The organism is Butyricimonas sp. Marseille-P2440 (genome assembly GCF_900091675.1).
Classification (GTDB): Bacteria; Bacteroidota; Bacteroidia; order Bacteroidales; family Marinifilaceae; genus Butyricimonas; species Butyricimonas synergistica.
In genome coordinates this window covers 640,076-657,300 of record NZ_LT594609.1, presented here as the reverse complement: position 1 = coordinate 657,300, position 17,225 = coordinate 640,076, and the positions used below count along the sequence as shown (strand labels likewise).

Below are 17,225 nucleotides of genomic sequence, written 5' to 3'. Positions count from 1 at the left end.
CATGGAAGACCAGATAAATTTCGAGTCGAGAATTGACTTCACGAGTCTGCACGAGAAGGTAGCCCGGATGCGAGAGCAAATGGGCAAAGTGATTGTCGGGCAGCGGGAAGTGGCGGATTTGTTGCTTACGGCGATGTTGGCTGACGGACATATATTGATCGAGGGAGTACCCGGAATCGCGAAAACATTTATGGCAAAGGTGATGGCACGGTTGCTGGACGTGAGTTTCAGCCGGATACAGTTTACTCCGGATTTGATGCCAAGCGATATTCTGGGGACTTCGGTATTTATCCCGGCAACAGGACGTTTCGAGTACCGGAAGGGACCGATATTTTCCAATATCGTGTTGGTGGATGAGATCAACCGTGCTCCGGCAAAGACACAGGCGGCGCTGTTCGAGGTAATGGAGGAACGGCAGATCACGAATGACGGGACGGAGTACAAGATGGATTACCCGTTTGTCGTGGTGGGAACGCAGAACCCGATCGAACACGAGGGAACGTACCGTTTGCCGGAAGCCCAGTTAGATCGTTTCCTGTTCAAGATAAACGTGACTTACCCGTCCGTAGAGGAGGAGATCGAGGTGCTCGAGTTGCATGACCGGGGGGCGATTAAGGATTGGAATACGCTGGAACCCGTGTTGAGTGCGGATATGTTGAGGGAATTGCGGAAGTCGGTGTCCCAAGTGGTTGTCGACCCGAAGATCAAAACATTTATCGTGAATATTGTTTACGCTACGCGCAAGAGCGGGTGGTTGTACCTGGGGGCTTCCCCTCGGGCTTCGATTGCCTTGATGAACGGGGCGAAGGCGTTTGCGGCTATCCAAGGAAGGGATTTCGTGGTGCCGGATGACGTGTTACAGCTGGCAGCTCCCGTGTTGAGGCATCGGGTGCAATTGTCTTCCGAGAAGGAATTGGAGGGTGTGACGGTTGATCAAGTCGTGCAACAAATCGTGTCTAAAATAGAAGTACCAAGATAGTGCGAGGCTTTAAAGAAACATATCTGACCGGGCGGTTTTTCACCTGTTTATTGCTGGGCGTTTTCGCACTAGTGATGGTTTATATCATCCCCCCGCTATGGATATGGGTGACGGGAGCCTTGTGCGTGTTGGGCGTGATGTTGTTGTTAGAATTAATAACTCTTTATCGATACAAGCAAGGCTTTGAGGCATCCCGTGTCGTTGCGGACAAATTTTCCAACGGGGAGGATAATCCCGTTCGTGTGGTAATCCGAAACGGTTATCCTGTAGGGGTGCGTTGCCGCTTGATTGACGAAATTCCCGTGGAGTTTCAAAATCGGGATATTTCTTTTCATGTAAGCGTGTCCCCGGGAGAACAAAAAGAGATAAATTATACTTTGCGCCCGACTAAACGAGGTGCGTACGGGTTTGGCAAAGTACGTGCGTTTATATCTACCCGGTTGTCACTCGTGGAAAGGCGTTATTCTTTTGATCTGGAGCAAGAAGTCGCTGTTTATCCCTCGTTTATGATGATGCATCGCTACGAGTTGATGGCTTGCGGGAATTATCACCCGGAGAATGGGGCTATTCGTACCCGTGCGTTAGGAGGGAATATGGCATTCGAGCAGATAAAGCCTTACGTGGTGGGAGATGATCCCCGTACCGTAAACTGGAAAGCCACGGCGAAGCATAATCATTTGATGGTAAATACGTACACGGAGGAACGCTCTCAGCAGATTTATTGCCTCGTGGATAAGGGACGTACGATGCAATCGCCTTTTAATGGCATGACGATGCTCGACCACGCGATAAATACGGTGCTGACGTTGTCTAACGTGATCTTGAAGAAGGGTGACCGGGCAGGTTTGATCACTTTCTCGAATACTTCCCGAAATTGCGTGAAGGCAGATAACCGGATGGGACAGCTGAACAAGATTAGTGAATCCCTGTATCGGTTGGAAACACACTATCAGGAAGCGGATTTCGAGAAATTGTATGTTTCGGTTGTCCGGCAAATTCCTACCCGTAGTTTGTTGATCCTCTTTACCAATTTCGATACTGTGACCGGGATGAAACGCCATCTCCCTGCATTACGGCAGTTGGCTACCCGGCATTTGGTATTGGTCGTTTTATTTGAAAACTCGGAACTGAATAAGGCAATGGAACGCCCCGTACGTGGAGTCAAGGATGTTTATTTTGAAACGATCGCTGCCGGATTCGCCATGGAGAAACGGCAAATGGTGAGAGAGTTGAGCCAATTAGGCATTCGGGTGATCCTTTCCAAGCCGGAAGCCCTCACGGTAAATAGTATTAATAGTTACCTGGATTTGAAGGAGCGGAAGCTGATATGATGCCTCCGCTTTTTTATTTTTCTTTTACTTCCCCTTCTGCGAAAATATCGATTTTAGGTTCTTGGAATGTCTTGTTCGTGGTATGCTTGTCCAGCGTCAGCAAAAGCGACGGGAGGAGTATCAAGTTGGAGAGCATGGCGGCTAACAACGTGATTGATACCAGAATACCTAAAGCGACGGTTCCCCCGAAATCGGAAAGGGCGAAGATTCCGAAGCCAAAGAATAGGATGATAGCATTGTATATCATGCTTTGCCCGGCTTCTTTCAATGCCAATACAGCGGAAGAACGGATACTCCAGTTCGTTCCTTGCAACTCCTGGCGGTATTTTGCCAGATAGTGGATCGTTCCGTCCACCGAGATACCGAACGCGATACTGAATACCAGAATCGTGGACGCCTTGATCGGGATTCCGAAGTATCCCATGATGGCAGCCGTAATGATCTGTGGAATAATATTAGGAAGGAGAGCCACGAGTACCATACGTTTGCTCTTGAACATCCATGCCATGAATAGGGCGATCAGGAAGATTGCCAAGGCGAGCGAGGTAAACAGGTTGAATACAAGATATTGAGTACCTTTAAAGAAAATGATACTTGAACCTGTGACTTTCACCGTGTAGCGATCGCTAGGAAAATATTTTTCAACAATCTCGTAGAGTTTATTCTCTTTCTCCTGCATTTTTTTGGTGCCGATGTCTTTGATGCGGAAACTTAGTCGTGTTCGCTGGAGGGAGGAGTCAACAAATGAATTCGCTTGGTTGCCAAGTTCTCCCGTGGATTGCGAAGCATATTTCAGAATAAAGTTCTTCGTCATGTTGGTCGGGAGCTTGTAATAAGTCGGCTTGCCGTTATAAAATGCCTGGTTGGCAAATTTGATTACTTCCACGATAGAAATAGGCTTAGATATATCTTCATCTTTGGCTAGTTCCTTGGAGAGCTTGTCCAGCTTTTCAAGATTTGGCAGGTTTAAAACTTGCTTTGGTTTTTTGAAATCGACAGTAACCTCAAGGGGCATCAATCCGTCAAAGTTTTGTTCAAAGAAGGAGAGATCCTGACGAATGGGATCCGTTTCTTTCAAGTCATCTACCATGTAACCGGTAGACTTTATCATGGATATCCCTATCCCGCCCAAGATGACAACAATAATTGCAATAGCATACACGACATTCCGGCGATTGAGGATAAGCTGAATTACACGATCTATAGTGTTATTTACCAGTTTATTGTGTAGATGTTTGATTTGTTTGCTATCCGGATCGGGCATAAAGCTGAACCCGCAGGGAATCATGATGAGGCATACGAAGTAAACAAAGGCAATACCGATCGATGCCGTGATTCCAAATTCTACAAGGATTTGGCTGGAAGTCACGATAAACGTGGCAAACCCGGCAGCCGTGGTTAGATTACTCAAAAAGGAAGCATTTCCAATCCTTTGAATCATGCGTTGCAGTGCCTTGATTTTGTTACCGTGCCGATCGTATTCCGCGTGGAACTTATTAATCATGAACACCAGATTCGGTATACAGATCACGATTAACAAAGGCGGGAGCATAGCAGTCAACAAGGTAATCTTAATCCCTAGCATAGACATGACACCGACCGTCCAACTCACGCAGATCAACACGATCAGCAAACAGAAACCGATGATTCTGAAAGAACGGAAAAATAGATACAGTATGCACGTGGTAATCAACAGGGACAGGAAGATGAACATATACATTTCCCCCTTGATGTTTTCGGCATTGATTACTCGTATGTAGGGCATTCCCGAGTAATGCATCTGTATGTTGTATTTCGCCGAATAATTTTCCGTGATTTCTAATACTTCTTTGACTAAGCCAACCCGAGCGGGGGAATTCATCACCTCGGCAGAAACCGAAACCATCATCCCGTAGATGTCTTTCGATTTATTGAAAAGCGTCCCGTCGTAGAACGGTAAATTTTCAATGATATTGACTAGGCTATCCAGTTCTCGTTGGTCTTTGATTTGTTTCGGGAAGATGGAGTGGATCTCGAATTTTTTATTGACGGTATCTTTTTGCAAGTTATACGAATGCGTGATATCCACGAGGGCAATCACCCCGTGTAAGGTTTTCAAGCTGTCGCACATGGCAATCCAGTCGTTCAGCTTGTCCAATTGGTAGAAATCTTTGTCCTGGACGGCAAAAACCATAACGTTGCCTTCTTGTCCGAATTTCTCGTGGAAATCGACATAATCCAGGTAAGCACTATCCGTGGCAGGTAGTAGGTTGGCATATTCGTACGACATTTCCACCTTGGGAATTTGAATTCCCATGAAGATGGTTATGATTAAGATGCCTGTAATAAAGGCAATCCGGTTACGAAGAAGAATCCCTGCTATCTTAGTCCACATGATGTTTTTATTGTTTACGCATTTGTAGGCAAAAGTAGGATAAATGTGGTTAATCTTTTAAGAGTTTGGGATTTTTTTTGTGCCGATTAGCATCTCTTGCTGTTTTTTTTGCAAAATTATTGTTTATTGCCTCGTTCAAATCCACTCCCGTTTGGTTTGCCAAGCACACCAGTACCCACAACACGTCGCTCAACTCGTCGGCTAGGTTGTCTACTTCCCCTTCCTTGTAAGATTGTTCCCCGTACTTTCTCGCGATCACCCGGGCTAGTTCCCCGACTTCTTCCACGAGAATCGTCATATTTGTTAATTCGCTAAAATATCTGACTCCATGAGTCTTAATCCAAGCGTCTACTGCTGTTTGTAATTCTGCTATGTCCACGGTGTTGAATTTAGAATTTAAATTTTAGATTTGCTATCGATTATAATAGTTACAGGTCCGTCATTTATTAATTCGACTTTCATATCTGCTCCAAATTGTCCGGTTTGAACCTCTTTGTGGAGTTCTTTGTTTAAAGTAGATACGAATTTTTCGTATAAAGGAACAGAAATTGCAGGTGGTGCGGCATCAATATAAGAGGGGCGATTGCCTTTTTTTGTACGAGCCATTAGAGTAAATTGGCTAACAGCAAGAATTTCACCCTCGGTTTCTAGTATAGATTTGTTCATCACTCCATTCTCGTCATCGAAAATACGAAGGTTTACGATCTTGGAAGCTAGCCATGCAATATCTTCGTCCGTGTCATCAGCTTGAATGCCGACTAAAATGAGTAATCCGCTCTTGATAGATGAGAATATTTTTTGTTCAATTGTAACACTTGCCCGTGTGACTCTTTGAATAACGATTTTCATTTGAAATTTAGGTTTTAAAATTAGAGTGAAATATATAAACATTTTCGCTTATATACTCCACTCTAAATTTTAAATTTTAAATTCTAAATTATTTATGTCTTGCGTAAAGCTCTTTGATAGAATCGGCAAGTCTCTTGACACCTTCGATGTTCTTTTCTTCGCTCATGTAAGAGAAGTTGATACGCATGGTGTTTTTACCTTTACCGTTAACGAAGAACACGGTTCCGAGAACGAAAGCCACGTTTTTCTCGATAGCGATCTGGAACAACTCTTCTGCGTCGTATCCTTCCGGCAGGTTTAAGAACAGGAACAAACCACCTTCCGGACGAGTCCAAGTAACACCTTCTGGCATGTATTGTTCGAAAGCACCTAGCATCGCTTCCAGTTTCTTGCGATACATGTCAACGATCTTTTTCACGTTGGCGTCAAAGTAGTTCTTCTGGAAGAATTTCACGGTAATCTTCTGCAAGAAAGCGGAAGTACAAAGGTCAGTGCTTTGTTTTGCTTTCACGAAGTTGTCGATTACCATCGGGTGGGCCAATACCCAACCCATGCGGAATCCCGGCATGAAAATCTTGGAGAAAGTACCCAAGGTAATCACGTTGCCTTCGCCGTTATCGAGGTCGTATAACATACGTTGCGGTTTGCCCGAGAAACGTAATTCACGGTAAGGGCTGTCCTCGATAATCATGATTTCGTATTTCTTGGCGATATTCAAGATCTCGATTCTTCTTGCTTCTGGCATGGTCATACCGGCGGGATTCTGGAAGTCCGGGATCAAGTAAATGAATTTTGGTTTTTCACCTTTAGCCTTCATTTCAGCCAAAGTTTTTTCCAGTTCCACGGCACTCATACCCTGTTCATCTTGCGGGATACCTACACCCACGCCGCCGTAAGAGTTGAACGCACCGATAGCCCCCAAGTAAGAAGGTAATTCGCAAATATATTTGTCGCCGCGATTCAAGAAAATCTTACCCACCGTGTCCAAACCTTGTTGAGAAGAGGTGATGATCGTGATATTTTCCTTGGTCACGTAGCTTAAGCCTTGGTCGCGGTAACGTTGAGCCAGAATTTCCAATAATTCCGGAACACCTTCCGTTGAGCCGTATTGGCAAGCGGCAGCACCATCCGTGGCGATAACTTCCGCGCAAATCTCTTGCAATTGTTCCAGAGGGAAAGATTCTTTAGCGGGTAGTCCCCCGGCGAAAGAGATAATTTCCGGTTTTTGAGTTAACTTCAATAACTCCCTGATAGCAGAGCGCTTCATTCCTTTGGCGCTGTCTGATAAAATTTCTTTGTAGTCGCTAACCATGTTTATCTGTTTTAAAGTGAATATACGCTGTTATGTATTTGTGTTGCGAAGTTAATAATAAGTTTTTGAAATAAAATTTTTCATATCAATTTTTTAATAAAATCGATTGCAAAACTTTCAATTTTGATGTTTTAACGCCGTTTAAGTAATAATTTAATTTTTTGGACAAGTTGGATGGAGGGGATGTCTCCCCTCGACAATCTAGGGTTTTTATATTCTATTATTCGAGAATATAACAAAATAGTGTATTCTTTGATGAAATTACTCTGAAAATCAACCTAAAAGAAATATTTATTCATACCTTTGCCTAGGATGTAAATTAAATGTTAGGTGTATATGAGAAAATTATTATCCATTTTAGTAGCCGGAGTAATATTCGGGGCTTGTTCTAAAAGTATAATTACCCACAGGAAACAAAGCATATAAAAGATGTGTATCTTGAGATTTGGGAATGGATGAACGGGGAAAAGGAATATGATGAAAGATTTATGATTCCGGACGTGAAGTTTGTCCCGCAGGAGCCTTTGATGCAAATAAATTAGGAGTGTATGTGATAAAAGACTATTCTGACGTGTGCTCAAAGGGGTTACAGAATTAGAGGACTGATTTTTTCATGTGTCCTTGAATTTCGGAATAAACTTATTGTACTATGGATAGCAAATTTGACACGACGTTCTCGTTCGTTTGCCCGTGTGATATTTTCCTTGCAAATATGTAGCCGGGATTTATCAGAAGGGTTTTTCCAAGAGGCATTCTTTTATTAATTTCAAGAAAAGAGATGATTTGAATCTTTCCCATTTTGAAATGAAAATATTATTTGGAACTACCGTTTTTTTCGATTAATTTTGCCATTCCATAAGAGCCCCTGTAGTTCAACGGATAGAACGGAAGTTTCCTAAACTTTAAATGGCAGTTCGATTCTGCCCGGGGGTACACAACAAAGCCTCACTTTATTTCAAGAGTGGGGCTTTGTCGTGTAAATGGTTACTTGGATTCTGAATATTTGAATTATTCTTTTCTATCGTTATCTTTACTACCTGGTAATTTGTACCCGATTTGTTTTCTCTCTTTAAATTCCCGATCTTTCACTTGTGAATCTTAAGTAAGAAAGGTAATTACTAAGAAAGATCAAATAGGGTAGAGATACATTACACGAAATACGGGGAAAATTTAATCAAAATGGGTCTGAAAAAAGATATTTCTTCTTATTCATGGTGGGTTGTTACATGATTTTTTATACTTTAGCCGAACTAATTCGTAAAAAGTGAAAGACATGTATACACTAGATGAACTAAAAGAGATTATAAGAAAAGAGTTGGAGAAAAAAGAGTATATGCAAGAGCCATATTCATTGTTCGAGCCTATACTGTATATGCTTGAGGATGGCGGGAAACGGTTGCGACCGATGCTTACGCTGATGGCTTATAATCTTTACCGGGATGATGTCGAGAATGTGTTGAAGTCTGCTATTGGAATCGAGATCTTTCACAATTACACGCTTTTGCATGATGACGTGATGGATGATGCTGACTTGAGAAGAGGACGTCCGACGGTACACAAGAAATGGAATAGCAATGTGGCGATCTTGAGTGGTGATGCAGCCGCTATCACGGCTTACAAGAGTATCGAACATTGTGAGGATAAATATTTGCGTCGGGCGATTGATTTTTTCAACCAGGTAGCGATGGATGTGTGTAAAGGACAACAGTACGATATGGTATTCGAGACGAGGAATGACGTGACCGAGGAGGAATACATCCACATGATTTACTTGAAGACAGCCGTGTTGCTTGCCGGTAGTTTGCGTCACGGGGCATTGCTCGGCGGGGCTCCCGAACACGAGTACAACGCGTTGTATGATTTCGGGGGATCACTCGGGTTGGCTTTCCAATTGCAGGATGATTACCTCGACGTGTATGGAGAGGTTGCCGAATTCGGGAAAAATATAGGTGGGGATATCGTGTCAAACAAGAAAACCTATATGCTTATCAAGGCTTTGGAGTTGGCTGACCCGAAAACGAAAGAGGAATTGTGGGGATGGATCGAGAAGAAAGATTTCGACCACAAGGAGAAAGTGGAGGCTGTGACCCGTATATATGACCGTTTGGGAATAAAAGAAGTCGCTTTTGCGGCAATTGAGAAATATTTGGCAAAGAGCCGGGAGATTCTGGATAAGATAGAAGTTCCGGCGGAACGAAAAGTCGATTTCTACGAGATGCTGGGCAATATGGGAAATCGGAGAAAATAATAATGATGTGTTAAATGGAGAAATCTAAACAGCGATTATTAGACGAGCGTTATTTGAGAATGGCCCGGATATGGGCAGAAAATTCGTACTGCATAAGGCGTCAGGTGGGAGCCTTGATCGTGCGGGGCGATGCGATTATTTCGGATGGGTATAACGGAACTCCTTCCGGGTTCGAGAATATCTGTGAGGACGAGGATAATAAAACAAAACCTTACGTGCTGCACGCTGAGGCGAATGCCATCACGAAAGTGGCGAAATCGAATAACAGTAGTTTCGGGTCAACGTTGTACGTGACGGCTTCTCCTTGCATCGAGTGCTCTAAATTGATCATTCAAGCGGGCATCCGGCGAGTGGTGTACTCGGAACATTACAGGAGTACGGATGGGATCGAGTTGCTGCAAAAGGCAGGTATTGAAGTGGAGTATATTGAATTAGTGGATGATAAAGGGATAAAAGATTAAATTGAACGGTAATGAACAAGAGTAATTTAAGGGCATTATTGACACCGATCGTGTTGGCGCTTGCCATCGTGCTCGGGATGATGATAAACCGGTTTTTGCCGGATCGTACGCAAATGTCTGTGTCCGCGGGAGGCTACCCTCAAATGGGTAATAAATTAGACGTGATACTGGGAATGGTTCAACATTCGTATGTCGACACGGTAGATATGACAGAATTGATAGAGAACTCGATACCTGTCATTCTGAACGATCTGGATCCTCACACGATATATATTCCGGCGAAAGATATGCAGCGGGCGAACGAGGGAATTGTAGGTAATTTCGGGGGCGTGGGAGTACAATTCTACAAGTATCTGGACACGGTGACCGTGGTAAAAGTAGTTCCCGGCGGACCTTCGGAGAAGGCGGGCGTGAAGGATGGCGACCGGATTATCCGGGTCGGCGATTCTGTTGTCGCGGGAGTGAACATGGACACGAATCGGATCATGGCAATGATGAGAGGCGAGCTCGGTTCGAAGGTAGATTTAACTATCGTGAGAAGGGGGGAACCGCAACCGATCAAGAAAACCATTACCCGTGGCAGTATCCCCGTGAAAAGCGTGGATGTCGCTTACATGATAAATGACACGACGGGATATTTGAAGACCAATACTTTCGGTATGCTTACTTATATCGAATTTATGAATGCGCTGGAAACTTTGAAGCAGGCGGGAATGAAGAAGATTATTATCGACTTGCGGGAGAATGAAGGCGGAGTATTGGAAACGGCAATCAAGATGATTAACGAGTTTTTGGATGCCGACAAATTGATCCTGTACACTCAGGGAAAAGCTCGTGCCCGCATGGATTTCACTTCTAACGGTCAAGGACGTTACAAGGACATTCGGGTCGATGTGCTGATTAGCGAGTTCAGTGCTTCGGCGAGTGAGATTTTCGCGGGAGCGATACAAGATAATGACCGGGGATTGATTATCGGTCGCCGTTCATTCGGGAAAGGGTTGGTTCAAGAACAACGTATGTTGTCTGACGGTTCTGCCGTACGGTTGACCGTGGCTCGTTATTACACGCCTTCCGGTCGTTCTATCCAGAAACCGTATGACCAAGGAAAAGAGAAATATTATAATGATATATACAATCGTATGTTGCATGGCGAATTTTCCCAAAAAGATAGTATCACGTTTGACGAGAACTTGAAGTACCAGACTGTTGGCGGACGTACCGTGTATGGAGGCGGTGGAATCATGCCGGATATTTTCGTGCCGGCGGATACTGCCGGGGCTACCCGTTACCTGGCTGCGGTAACGAGAACTCAATTCCTGTATGATTACACCTTTGATTTCATGGACAAGCACCGGAACGAGATGACGGACTTGAAAGATTACAAAGCCATTCAGCGGTATTTGAAGAAATTTGACCTGGTGAACGACATGGCAAATTATGCCGCTCGCCGTGGTTTAAAACGGAATGACAAGGAGATCAAGGAATCTTACCAGATATTGAGAACACGGATAGAGGCTTTCATCGGTCGCCATGTATTGGACGACATCGGTTTTTACCCGATAATCGGTCAAATTGATAACACTTTGCAGGAAGCGATAAAACAATGACCGGAATGAACAGGATACACGGGAGGCTGATCGGTCTCCTGTTTCTATTTTTTACACTGGGCAGTCTTGCTCAAAATCGCTATATTCCCTCTGGCGAAGGGATGTTGGTTGAGTATTCCTATTATTGTTTAGGGTTTAACAAAGAACACAAACAAGCGAATTGGGTGTATTACGAGTTGGGAGCCAAGAATCTCACGGGTAAAGCAAGCCGGAAAGATAACTTCCGGGTCGATCCGAAATTAAGCCAGTGGAGTGCCACGCTTGCCGATTACAAGGGGAGCGGGTATGACCGGGGGCATCTATGCCCTGCCGCCGATATGTCGTTCAACGCGAAAGCGATGAGCGAAACTTTCTATATGTCGAATATGTCACCGCAGGTGCCGATGTTTAACCGGGGGATTTGGAAGAAGCTGGAAGAACACGTGCGGGAACGGGCTAAACGGGAAGTATTGCACGTGGTGACCGGACCCATTTTTAAAAGCAATAAAGGAAAAATAGGGAAAGGGGAAGTGACCGTTCCCGGGTATTATTACAAGCTGTTTTATTCCCCCTCAAAACAACAGATGATCGCTTACGTGTTGCCTAACGAGGAAAGTAAACGTTCATTGAATAGTTTTGCCGTACCCGTGTCGAAGGTGGAGAAAATGACAGGTATCGATTTTTTCCCGCAATTGCCGGATGATCTGGAAAAATTACTGGAAGCGGATACTCTCTCGCATTTGAAGCATATGCCGAAACAGCCGGGGAAATCCTATCCTCCCACCCGGAAGGAACAAATTATCGCCGTGGCGGGAGCTGTCATCTTGTTTTTACTCGTGTATTTTTTGATTAAGAAATTCGGGGGCAAGAAGAAAAAGAAAAAAGCCAAGAAACCCGTGAAGAAAAAGAAATAAGCCACGATGGCTTATTTCTTTTTCAATAAATTATCGATCACCTTGGTCATTTCTTCGAACTCTTTCGGCTCGTACAAGCGGGTAAGGAAAACGATTTTTCCCTCTTTGTCAATGATATAATATTGCGAGTTACGCCCGCACCTTGAGTGGCAAATGAATAAAAGGCTTTCCCTTCCGGATCGAGCAGAAGGGGATACGTGATCCCCGTTTCTTTGGCAAATTTCTCTACGACGTCTTTTGGCTCTTTAAGGTCAATGCCATATAGCACGAAATCCGGGTTGTCTTTATGCTTCAACCAGATGTCCTTTTCGATAAAAGGCATCTCCTTCCGACAGACACCGCACCAGCTGGCGGTGAATTGCAGCATGATGACTTTCCCTTTCAAATCTTTCAGTTGCTTTTTCGTGCCATTGGGGAAGATTAATTCAATGTCGGGAGCTTTATCTCCCACTTTCACGAGATATCCCCTGTCGTCCTCGGGGGCTTGAACCCAAGAACAAGTCATGAATAATAGTAATATCAGAGTCAAATGTTTCATATTGGATTGAATTGAATTAATATCGTTTCAGGCTTTTCGGGCTGCCGCTCCACGAGCAACCCAGACAATAGAGGGTTGTCGTATCGAATTCCTCTAAAGAATCATTCTCGTTGACCGGAACAACCACATAATCCGTGGTTACTTGCACGAGGCATTTATTACCTTGTGCGTCTTTCACGTGAAATCGGCGTATGCCGCATTGTGGACAGAGTAAAAATCGCATATTTTAAAATTTTAAGGTAAAATTACTGATTATTGTTGATAATTGTACGTGTGAGATAGGAAAAATGATCGGAATTATTCATTTTTTTTCGTATGCGGGGAGAAATACGGTATATTTGTTGTTTTAAAACATTTCCACCAATGAATATCGATATGGAAGAACAGAAGAAATACAAAATACATTTTGCACCCGTGCAAGGGCACACCGATTGGACGTACCGGAATCTGCACGAGAAACATTTTGGAGGCGTTGACGCTTATTACACCCCGTTCATCCGTGTGGAGAAAGGGGATAGTTTTCGTTCTCGGGATATGAAAGACTGCGATCCCGAGTTGAATAGCGTGCAGCGGTTGATCCCGCAAATCTTGGGAGGTGATCCGATGGAATTGGACGTTTGCTTGGAGATGCTGGGGGAGAGAGGATATACCGGGGTGGACGTTAACATGGGGTGTCCTTTCCCGATGATCGCGAGGAGAGGAAAAGGAGCGGGTGTATTACCTTATCCCGAACGGGTGCGGGAATTGATGGACGTGGTAAAAGAATACCCGGAAATCCGTTGTTCCGTGAAGATGCGTTTGGGATGGGAGAACCCGGAAGAATGTCTGGCATTGCTTCCCGTGTTGAATGAAACGCCCTTGGCAGCGATCATCTTGCACGCCCGTGTCGGAACACAGGAATACAAGGGAGAGGTAAATGTGGATGCCTTTGAGGCGTTCTACAATCAATGCAAGCATCCTTTGTTTTATAACGGAGATTTGTTGACCGTGGAAGATATTCAAAGTGTAACAACTCGTTTCCCTCGTTTGGAGGGAGTGATGGTCGGTCGGGGATTATTGGCGAACCCCGCGTTGGCGATGGAATACATTCAAGATAAGAAATTGACTTTGGGAGAAAGATTCCGGAAATTCAAATTGTTTCATGACGAATTGCTTGCCGCTTACGCCGAACGTTTGCAGGGAGAACATCAGCTCGTGATGAAGATGAAGACATTTTGGGAGTATTTTATGCCATTGACAGACCGGAAAATATTGAAGAAGGTTCACAAGAGTAATAAATTGTCCCAGTATAACGAGGCTCTCGTGCGGGCTTTCGTGGCGGGGCAAGATGAGGAATAATCCCGGATGAAGAAAACGATATATATCATACTAGGTTGTATTTCAGTGGTGTTAGGGGTCATTGGCATTTTCATACCCGGATTGCCGACAACGCCGTTTTTATTATTGAGTTCGTGGCTTTTCTATAATAGTTCCAAGCGTTTGCACGATGCCTTGCATCATTCGAAGTGGCTAGGGCCTTACATCCGGCGTTTTCAAGAGAAGAAAGGAGTAGGCTGGAAAACGAAAGCGGTTTCAATCATTTGTATGTGGACGATGATTAGTATCTCGGCTTTTGCGGTGCTCGAGAATCTCCACGTTCGGATATTATTAATGGCATTAGGGGTGATCGGGACGTGTTGCGTGTTGTTTGTTGTGCCGAATGCGAAAAGAGAAAAATAACCCTATAAAGAAGTGTTTTATTTAGTTTTAGAAAAATGTAAATAGTTGTTACATTTGCAATGGTATATTAAGAAATCGTTTTGTATCATCTTCTTTCCTTCAAAATATTGAATCCGTTGTTTTGGTTCAAATTAAGATATTCGTTTAAGCGCCGAGATTAATTTGTCTTTTTCTCCACTTTCCACTGTTGAGAACCGCAAAAGAGGGATTTCGTACAATGCGAGAATATGATTTTTTTTTATGTCCCGTTGATGTTGCTTTGTTTTTTCGTTATGAAACCGATAGCCATCTGTTTCTATCACTAATATTGGTTTTTTGCTCACGTGGTTAATAATAAGAAAATCTACGTGCGTACTATAATTAGCGGCATATATTTTTTCATCTTCGTTCAAGAGTGTGTTATCCTTGATAATATGTTGCAATGGGATATGGCATAATACACCCAAATGGTGAAACTCTTGGTGTTCCGTCAAAACTTTTTGTATGAGGGCAAAAGTGAGATTCTCAGAATCGAATTCTGATATTTTAGAATGCGTTTGGATGAATGCTAAACGTTGGCGAGTATATTGACTATACAAGTAATCGAAAATAGAATGTATTTTGCTTTCGGTAATAGTAAAGTTATTATATTCAATATAGGATAGTAATTCACTTATATTGCCATTTAGAGTTTGTTTGTTGCCTGAAACGACTAAACAAAAATGTTCTTTAGCTCTTGATATGGCGACATTTAATAGATTGGGGTTATCACTAAATTCAGTAATTTGGTCATCTACAATGCTCATAATAATAGTATCTTTTTCTCGTCCTTGAAATTTATGGACAGTAGCTGATTCAATCTCTGGCAATTGCCGAGATAATTCCTTGGCTTGAGCATTGTAGGGCGTAATAATACCAATGTCCGTTTGTTTGGGTAGGTGGGGTATTACTTCATTTTGTATTACGTCAATCTCTCGTTGGTTGTAATATTTGCGTGCATGATTACCTAGTACGGTTTTAATAGCGCACATCGTGTCGCATTCTCCGTTTTCTTCAGTCATAATGAGCAGAGAGCCTCCGTAAAATTTTTGATTACAAAAGTTGATGATACGTGGATGGCAACGATAATGCTCTCGCAGTAGCGTTTGAGGAGCATCGGGCAAAATGGAGCATATCGATTGTAAGAAGCTATTCTTGGTACAATTGTAACTGGAGGGTATGTCAAATTCTGAGGCAATGGCGTCAAGTTTCTTTTTATCCTCATTTGTCACCACGTTAGGCAGTTGTAAGGTGTCACCTACGATTACAACATTCTTGGCACATGTCAGTGTTAAGGCTCCTGTTTCGATGGAAACTTGTGAGGCTTCATCCATTATGAGATAATCGAATTCTGCTTGGTCGGATAAGCAAATGCGCGAAGAAAATGTAGTACTTAGTACTACGGGATATTGCGATTGTACGCTTTTGTAGTCTGTTCTTAAATTTGTAATAGAAGTAAATATTTTACGTTTTTCCTTGCTGTATTTTTCAAACAAAGTTGCCTTAAATAGTTGCATGGATATTTCAGTTAATTTGTTTGATTCGTTTTTGGCATCATATGTTTTTAGTTTGGTTTGTAAGGTTGTTATACGTCTGTTCAATTCCATAATCCTCTGTTGATAATATAAAGTTTGTAGTTCAGTGATAATAGGGGATAGATTCTGTTTATTGAATTCCGATTTTAACTTCAATCGATACTTTCCTATAAAATTCATCCACCACCATTTAAAATTTGTTAACCACTTTTTCCACCATCCTAAGGGAGCGATGCTATCGCTCTCTGCGTACGTTTGAAATTGTATCCATAAATTTAGTAAATGAGTGGAGGTTGTATATCGGGTGCTATTGAAAGATGTGGGGGTGAGTATTTGTTCTTGACTAAAATGTTTCCACTCCAATTCGACGGCTTGAAGTTCCTGTCGAGATTGTGCAAGTGCTTCTTGCATTATGAAAATTTGATCAAGATTTTTTAAAACTTCTTCCACTTCTTTTTGTTTCTGCGCTACCTCCTCTGTATTGAATGCCCAGTCTTGAAGTTCTTTGGGTATGGGTGGTTGATTGGCTATGAAATTCTCCTTGTTTATTTTTTTCCCTAATGGGGCCACGATAAAACCTAATCCTGTTTTATTTAGTTTATCGAGTACATTGATAGTGGCAGAATTGTTGTTGGAAACAACTAACACCGTTTTCCCTTTTTGTATGATATTGGCTACAATGTTGAGTATTGTTTGTGTTTTTCCTGTTCCTGGAGGACCTTGAATAATGCTTATCTGATGTTCAAAAGCGCGGAATACTGCTTGCCTTTGACTGGAATTGCATCCAAAAGGGAAGATAAGTTGACCACTTTTACTTTTGTAGAGCCCTTTTGGGGGATTTAAATAAGATGCGATAGCCTTACTATTGTCAATGAAATTAATGCCTTCGTAGAGCTTGGAAAGTAAGCCACGATCATCTTTTCCTTCTTCCTTGCCAAGAATGTTGGAAGATGCTACTGCTTTTAGATATTCAAATACATTGTTTGATTTTTTATCTGATAGGCATGAAGTTTGGGTGATTAATTCTTCGTTGATTAGGTATTGGGTATAATCATTGGTATGAATTACGTACCAATAGATCTTATTATTATGTTTGAAGGCAAATATTTTCTTTAGGTCATATACTCTATGATGGTGAATGAATATTTTAGTATGCTTAATGTCAATAAGCTTGGGACAAGTCAGCCACACAATTTTTTCATTGTTATATGTATATATTCGGGGAGAACCGTAGTACTTCACATAAAATAAACCAGTGTCATTGCGGTTGATTTCTTCTATCTGTGAAGTTTTGTTTTCTCCGTTAATCAGAATGAGGTTTTGAGTGGCGTCAATCATATTTTTTGTATGTGACATTTAAT

The 17,225-nt window shown here is 42.7% G+C and carries 14 protein-coding genes, 1 tRNA gene and 1 pseudogene; 9 read left to right on the top strand and 7 right to left on the bottom strand.

The features are described 5' to 3' along the window. Position 1 precedes the first annotated feature (1 nt). Positions 2–979: an AAA family ATPase gene (locus BN8899_RS08505; protein WP_065219092.1), complete on the top strand. Its 978-nt coding sequence runs from the start codon at positions 2–4 to the stop codon at positions 977–979. Between the two features lie 74 nt (positions 980–1,053). After that, positions 1,054–2,310 carry a DUF58 domain-containing protein gene (locus BN8899_RS08500; RefSeq protein ID WP_231932300.1) on the top strand — a complete coding sequence of 419 codons (1,257 nt, stop codon included), beginning with the start codon at positions 1,054–1,056 and terminating at the stop codon, positions 2,308–2,310. A 13-nt stretch (positions 2,311–2,323) separates the two neighbouring features. Here BN8899_RS08500 and BN8899_RS08495 read toward each other — a convergent pair whose 3' ends face one another. The 4 genes from BN8899_RS08495 to BN8899_RS08480 form a co-directional block, all read right to left on the bottom strand. Then, on the bottom strand, positions 2,324–4,684 hold the full coding sequence (locus tag BN8899_RS08495) for an efflux RND transporter permease subunit (RefSeq protein ID WP_065219090.1): 2,361 nt from the start codon (positions 4,682–4,684) through the stop codon (positions 2,324–2,326). Between the two features lie 49 nt (positions 4,685–4,733). Next, complete coding sequence (locus tag BN8899_RS08490) at positions 4,734–5,063, bottom strand: nucleotide pyrophosphohydrolase (RefSeq protein WP_026207565.1); 330 nt, start codon at positions 5,061–5,063, stop codon at positions 4,734–4,736. Between the two features lie 17 nt (positions 5,064–5,080). Further along, the gene (dtd, locus tag BN8899_RS08485) at positions 5,081–5,533 is read right to left on the bottom strand and encodes a D-aminoacyl-tRNA deacylase (RefSeq protein ID WP_026207566.1); all 453 of its coding nucleotides are present in this window, start codon (positions 5,531–5,533) and stop codon (positions 5,081–5,083) included. Positions 5,534–5,621: 88 nt separating this feature from the next. Next, positions 5,622–6,845, bottom strand: coding sequence for an aminotransferase-like domain-containing protein (locus tag BN8899_RS08480; RefSeq protein WP_065219089.1), 1,224 nt, complete (start codon positions 6,843–6,845; stop codon positions 5,622–5,624). 861 nt (positions 6,846–7,706) lie between these two features. On the opposite strand from BN8899_RS08480, the gene BN8899_RS08475 reads away from it, so the two are divergent. The 5 genes from BN8899_RS08475 to BN8899_RS08455 all read left to right on the top strand — a co-directional run bounded on the left by BN8899_RS08475 (position 7,707) and on the right by BN8899_RS08455 (position 12,054). Continuing rightward, a tRNA-Arg gene (locus BN8899_RS08475) sits at positions 7,707–7,778 on the top strand. 340 nt (positions 7,779–8,118) lie between these two features. Next, the gene (locus BN8899_RS08470) at positions 8,119–9,093 is read left to right on the top strand and encodes a polyprenyl synthetase family protein (protein WP_065219088.1); all 975 of its coding nucleotides are present in this window, start codon (positions 8,119–8,121) and stop codon (positions 9,091–9,093) included. 14 nt (positions 9,094–9,107) lie between these two features. Next, on the top strand, positions 9,108–9,554 hold the full coding sequence (locus BN8899_RS08465) for a dCMP deaminase family protein (protein ID WP_065219087.1): 447 nt from the start codon (positions 9,108–9,110) through the stop codon (positions 9,552–9,554). Between the two features lie 11 nt (positions 9,555–9,565). Beyond that, positions 9,566–11,161 carry a S41 family peptidase gene (locus BN8899_RS08460; protein WP_065219086.1) on the top strand — a complete coding sequence of 532 codons (1,596 nt, stop codon included), beginning with the start codon at positions 9,566–9,568 and terminating at the stop codon, positions 11,159–11,161. Positions 11,162–11,166: 5 nt separating this feature from the next. Further along, a complete protein-coding gene (locus BN8899_RS08455; protein WP_187376823.1) occupies positions 11,167–12,054 on the top strand; it encodes a DNA/RNA non-specific endonuclease in 888 nt (295 codons plus the stop codon). Between the two features lie 11 nt (positions 12,055–12,065). Here the strand turns inward: BN8899_RS08455 and BN8899_RS08450 are convergent. Both BN8899_RS08450 and BN8899_RS20365 read right to left on the bottom strand, forming a co-directional pair. Beyond that, positions 12,066–12,592, bottom strand: a pseudogene (locus tag BN8899_RS08450) (TlpA family protein disulfide reductase). A 16-nt stretch (positions 12,593–12,608) separates the two neighbouring features. Continuing rightward, entirely contained in the window at positions 12,609–12,815 is a 207-nt protein-coding gene (locus tag BN8899_RS20365) for a hypothetical protein (RefSeq protein WP_082986964.1), read from the bottom strand. Positions 12,816–12,955: 140 nt separating this feature from the next. Here BN8899_RS20365 and BN8899_RS08445 point away from each other — a divergent pair, with 140 nt between their 5' ends. Together BN8899_RS08445 and BN8899_RS08440 are read left to right on the top strand one after the other, a co-directional pair. After that, the gene (locus BN8899_RS08445) at positions 12,956–13,930 is read left to right on the top strand and encodes a tRNA-dihydrouridine synthase family protein (protein ID WP_065219084.1); all 975 of its coding nucleotides are present in this window, start codon (positions 12,956–12,958) and stop codon (positions 13,928–13,930) included. A gap of 6 nt (positions 13,931–13,936) precedes the next feature. Beyond that, positions 13,937–14,311 (top strand): YbaN family protein, encoded by a 375-nt coding sequence (locus tag BN8899_RS08440; protein WP_065219083.1) that lies wholly within the window; start codon positions 13,937–13,939, stop codon positions 14,309–14,311. 131 nt (positions 14,312–14,442) lie between these two features. Here the strand turns inward: BN8899_RS08440 and BN8899_RS08435 are convergent, their stop codons facing one another. Next, positions 14,443–17,220: an AAA domain-containing protein gene (locus BN8899_RS08435; RefSeq protein ID WP_231932299.1), complete on the bottom strand. Its 2,778-nt coding sequence runs from the start codon at positions 17,218–17,220 to the stop codon at positions 14,443–14,445. Positions 17,221–17,225: the final 5 nt, after the last annotated feature.

Coding starts and splice junctions, on each gene's coding strand:
- BN8899_RS08505 (WP_065219092.1), top strand. CDS start 2: ATGGAAGACCAGATAAATTTCGAGTCGAGAATTGACTTCACGAGTCTG.
- BN8899_RS08500 (WP_231932300.1), top strand. CDS start 1,054: ATGGTTTATATCATCCCCCCGCTATGGATATGGGTGACGGGAGCCTTG.
- BN8899_RS08495 (WP_065219090.1), bottom strand. CDS start 4,684: ATGTGGACTAAGATAGCAGGGATTCTTCTTCGTAACCGGATTGCCTTT.
- dtd (WP_026207566.1), bottom strand. CDS start 5,533: ATGAAAATCGTTATTCAAAGAGTCACACGGGCAAGTGTTACAATTGAA.
- BN8899_RS08480 (WP_065219089.1), bottom strand. CDS start 6,845: ATGGTTAGCGACTACAAAGAAATTTTATCAGACAGCGCCAAAGGAATG.
- BN8899_RS08470 (WP_065219088.1), top strand. CDS start 8,119: ATGTATACACTAGATGAACTAAAAGAGATTATAAGAAAAGAGTTGGAG.
- BN8899_RS08465 (WP_065219087.1), top strand. CDS start 9,108: ATGGAGAAATCTAAACAGCGATTATTAGACGAGCGTTATTTGAGAATG.
- BN8899_RS08460 (WP_065219086.1), top strand. CDS start 9,566: ATGAACAAGAGTAATTTAAGGGCATTATTGACACCGATCGTGTTGGCG.
- BN8899_RS08455 (WP_187376823.1), top strand. CDS start 11,167: ATGAACAGGATACACGGGAGGCTGATCGGTCTCCTGTTTCTATTTTTT.
- BN8899_RS20365 (WP_082986964.1), bottom strand. CDS start 12,815: ATGCGATTTTTACTCTGTCCACAATGCGGCATACGCCGATTTCACGTG.
- BN8899_RS08445 (WP_065219084.1), top strand. CDS start 12,956: ATGAATATCGATATGGAAGAACAGAAGAAATACAAAATACATTTTGCA.
- BN8899_RS08440 (WP_065219083.1), top strand. CDS start 13,937: ATGAAGAAAACGATATATATCATACTAGGTTGTATTTCAGTGGTGTTA.
- BN8899_RS08435 (WP_231932299.1), bottom strand. CDS start 17,220: ATGTCACATACAAAAAATATGATTGACGCCACTCAAAACCTCATTCTG.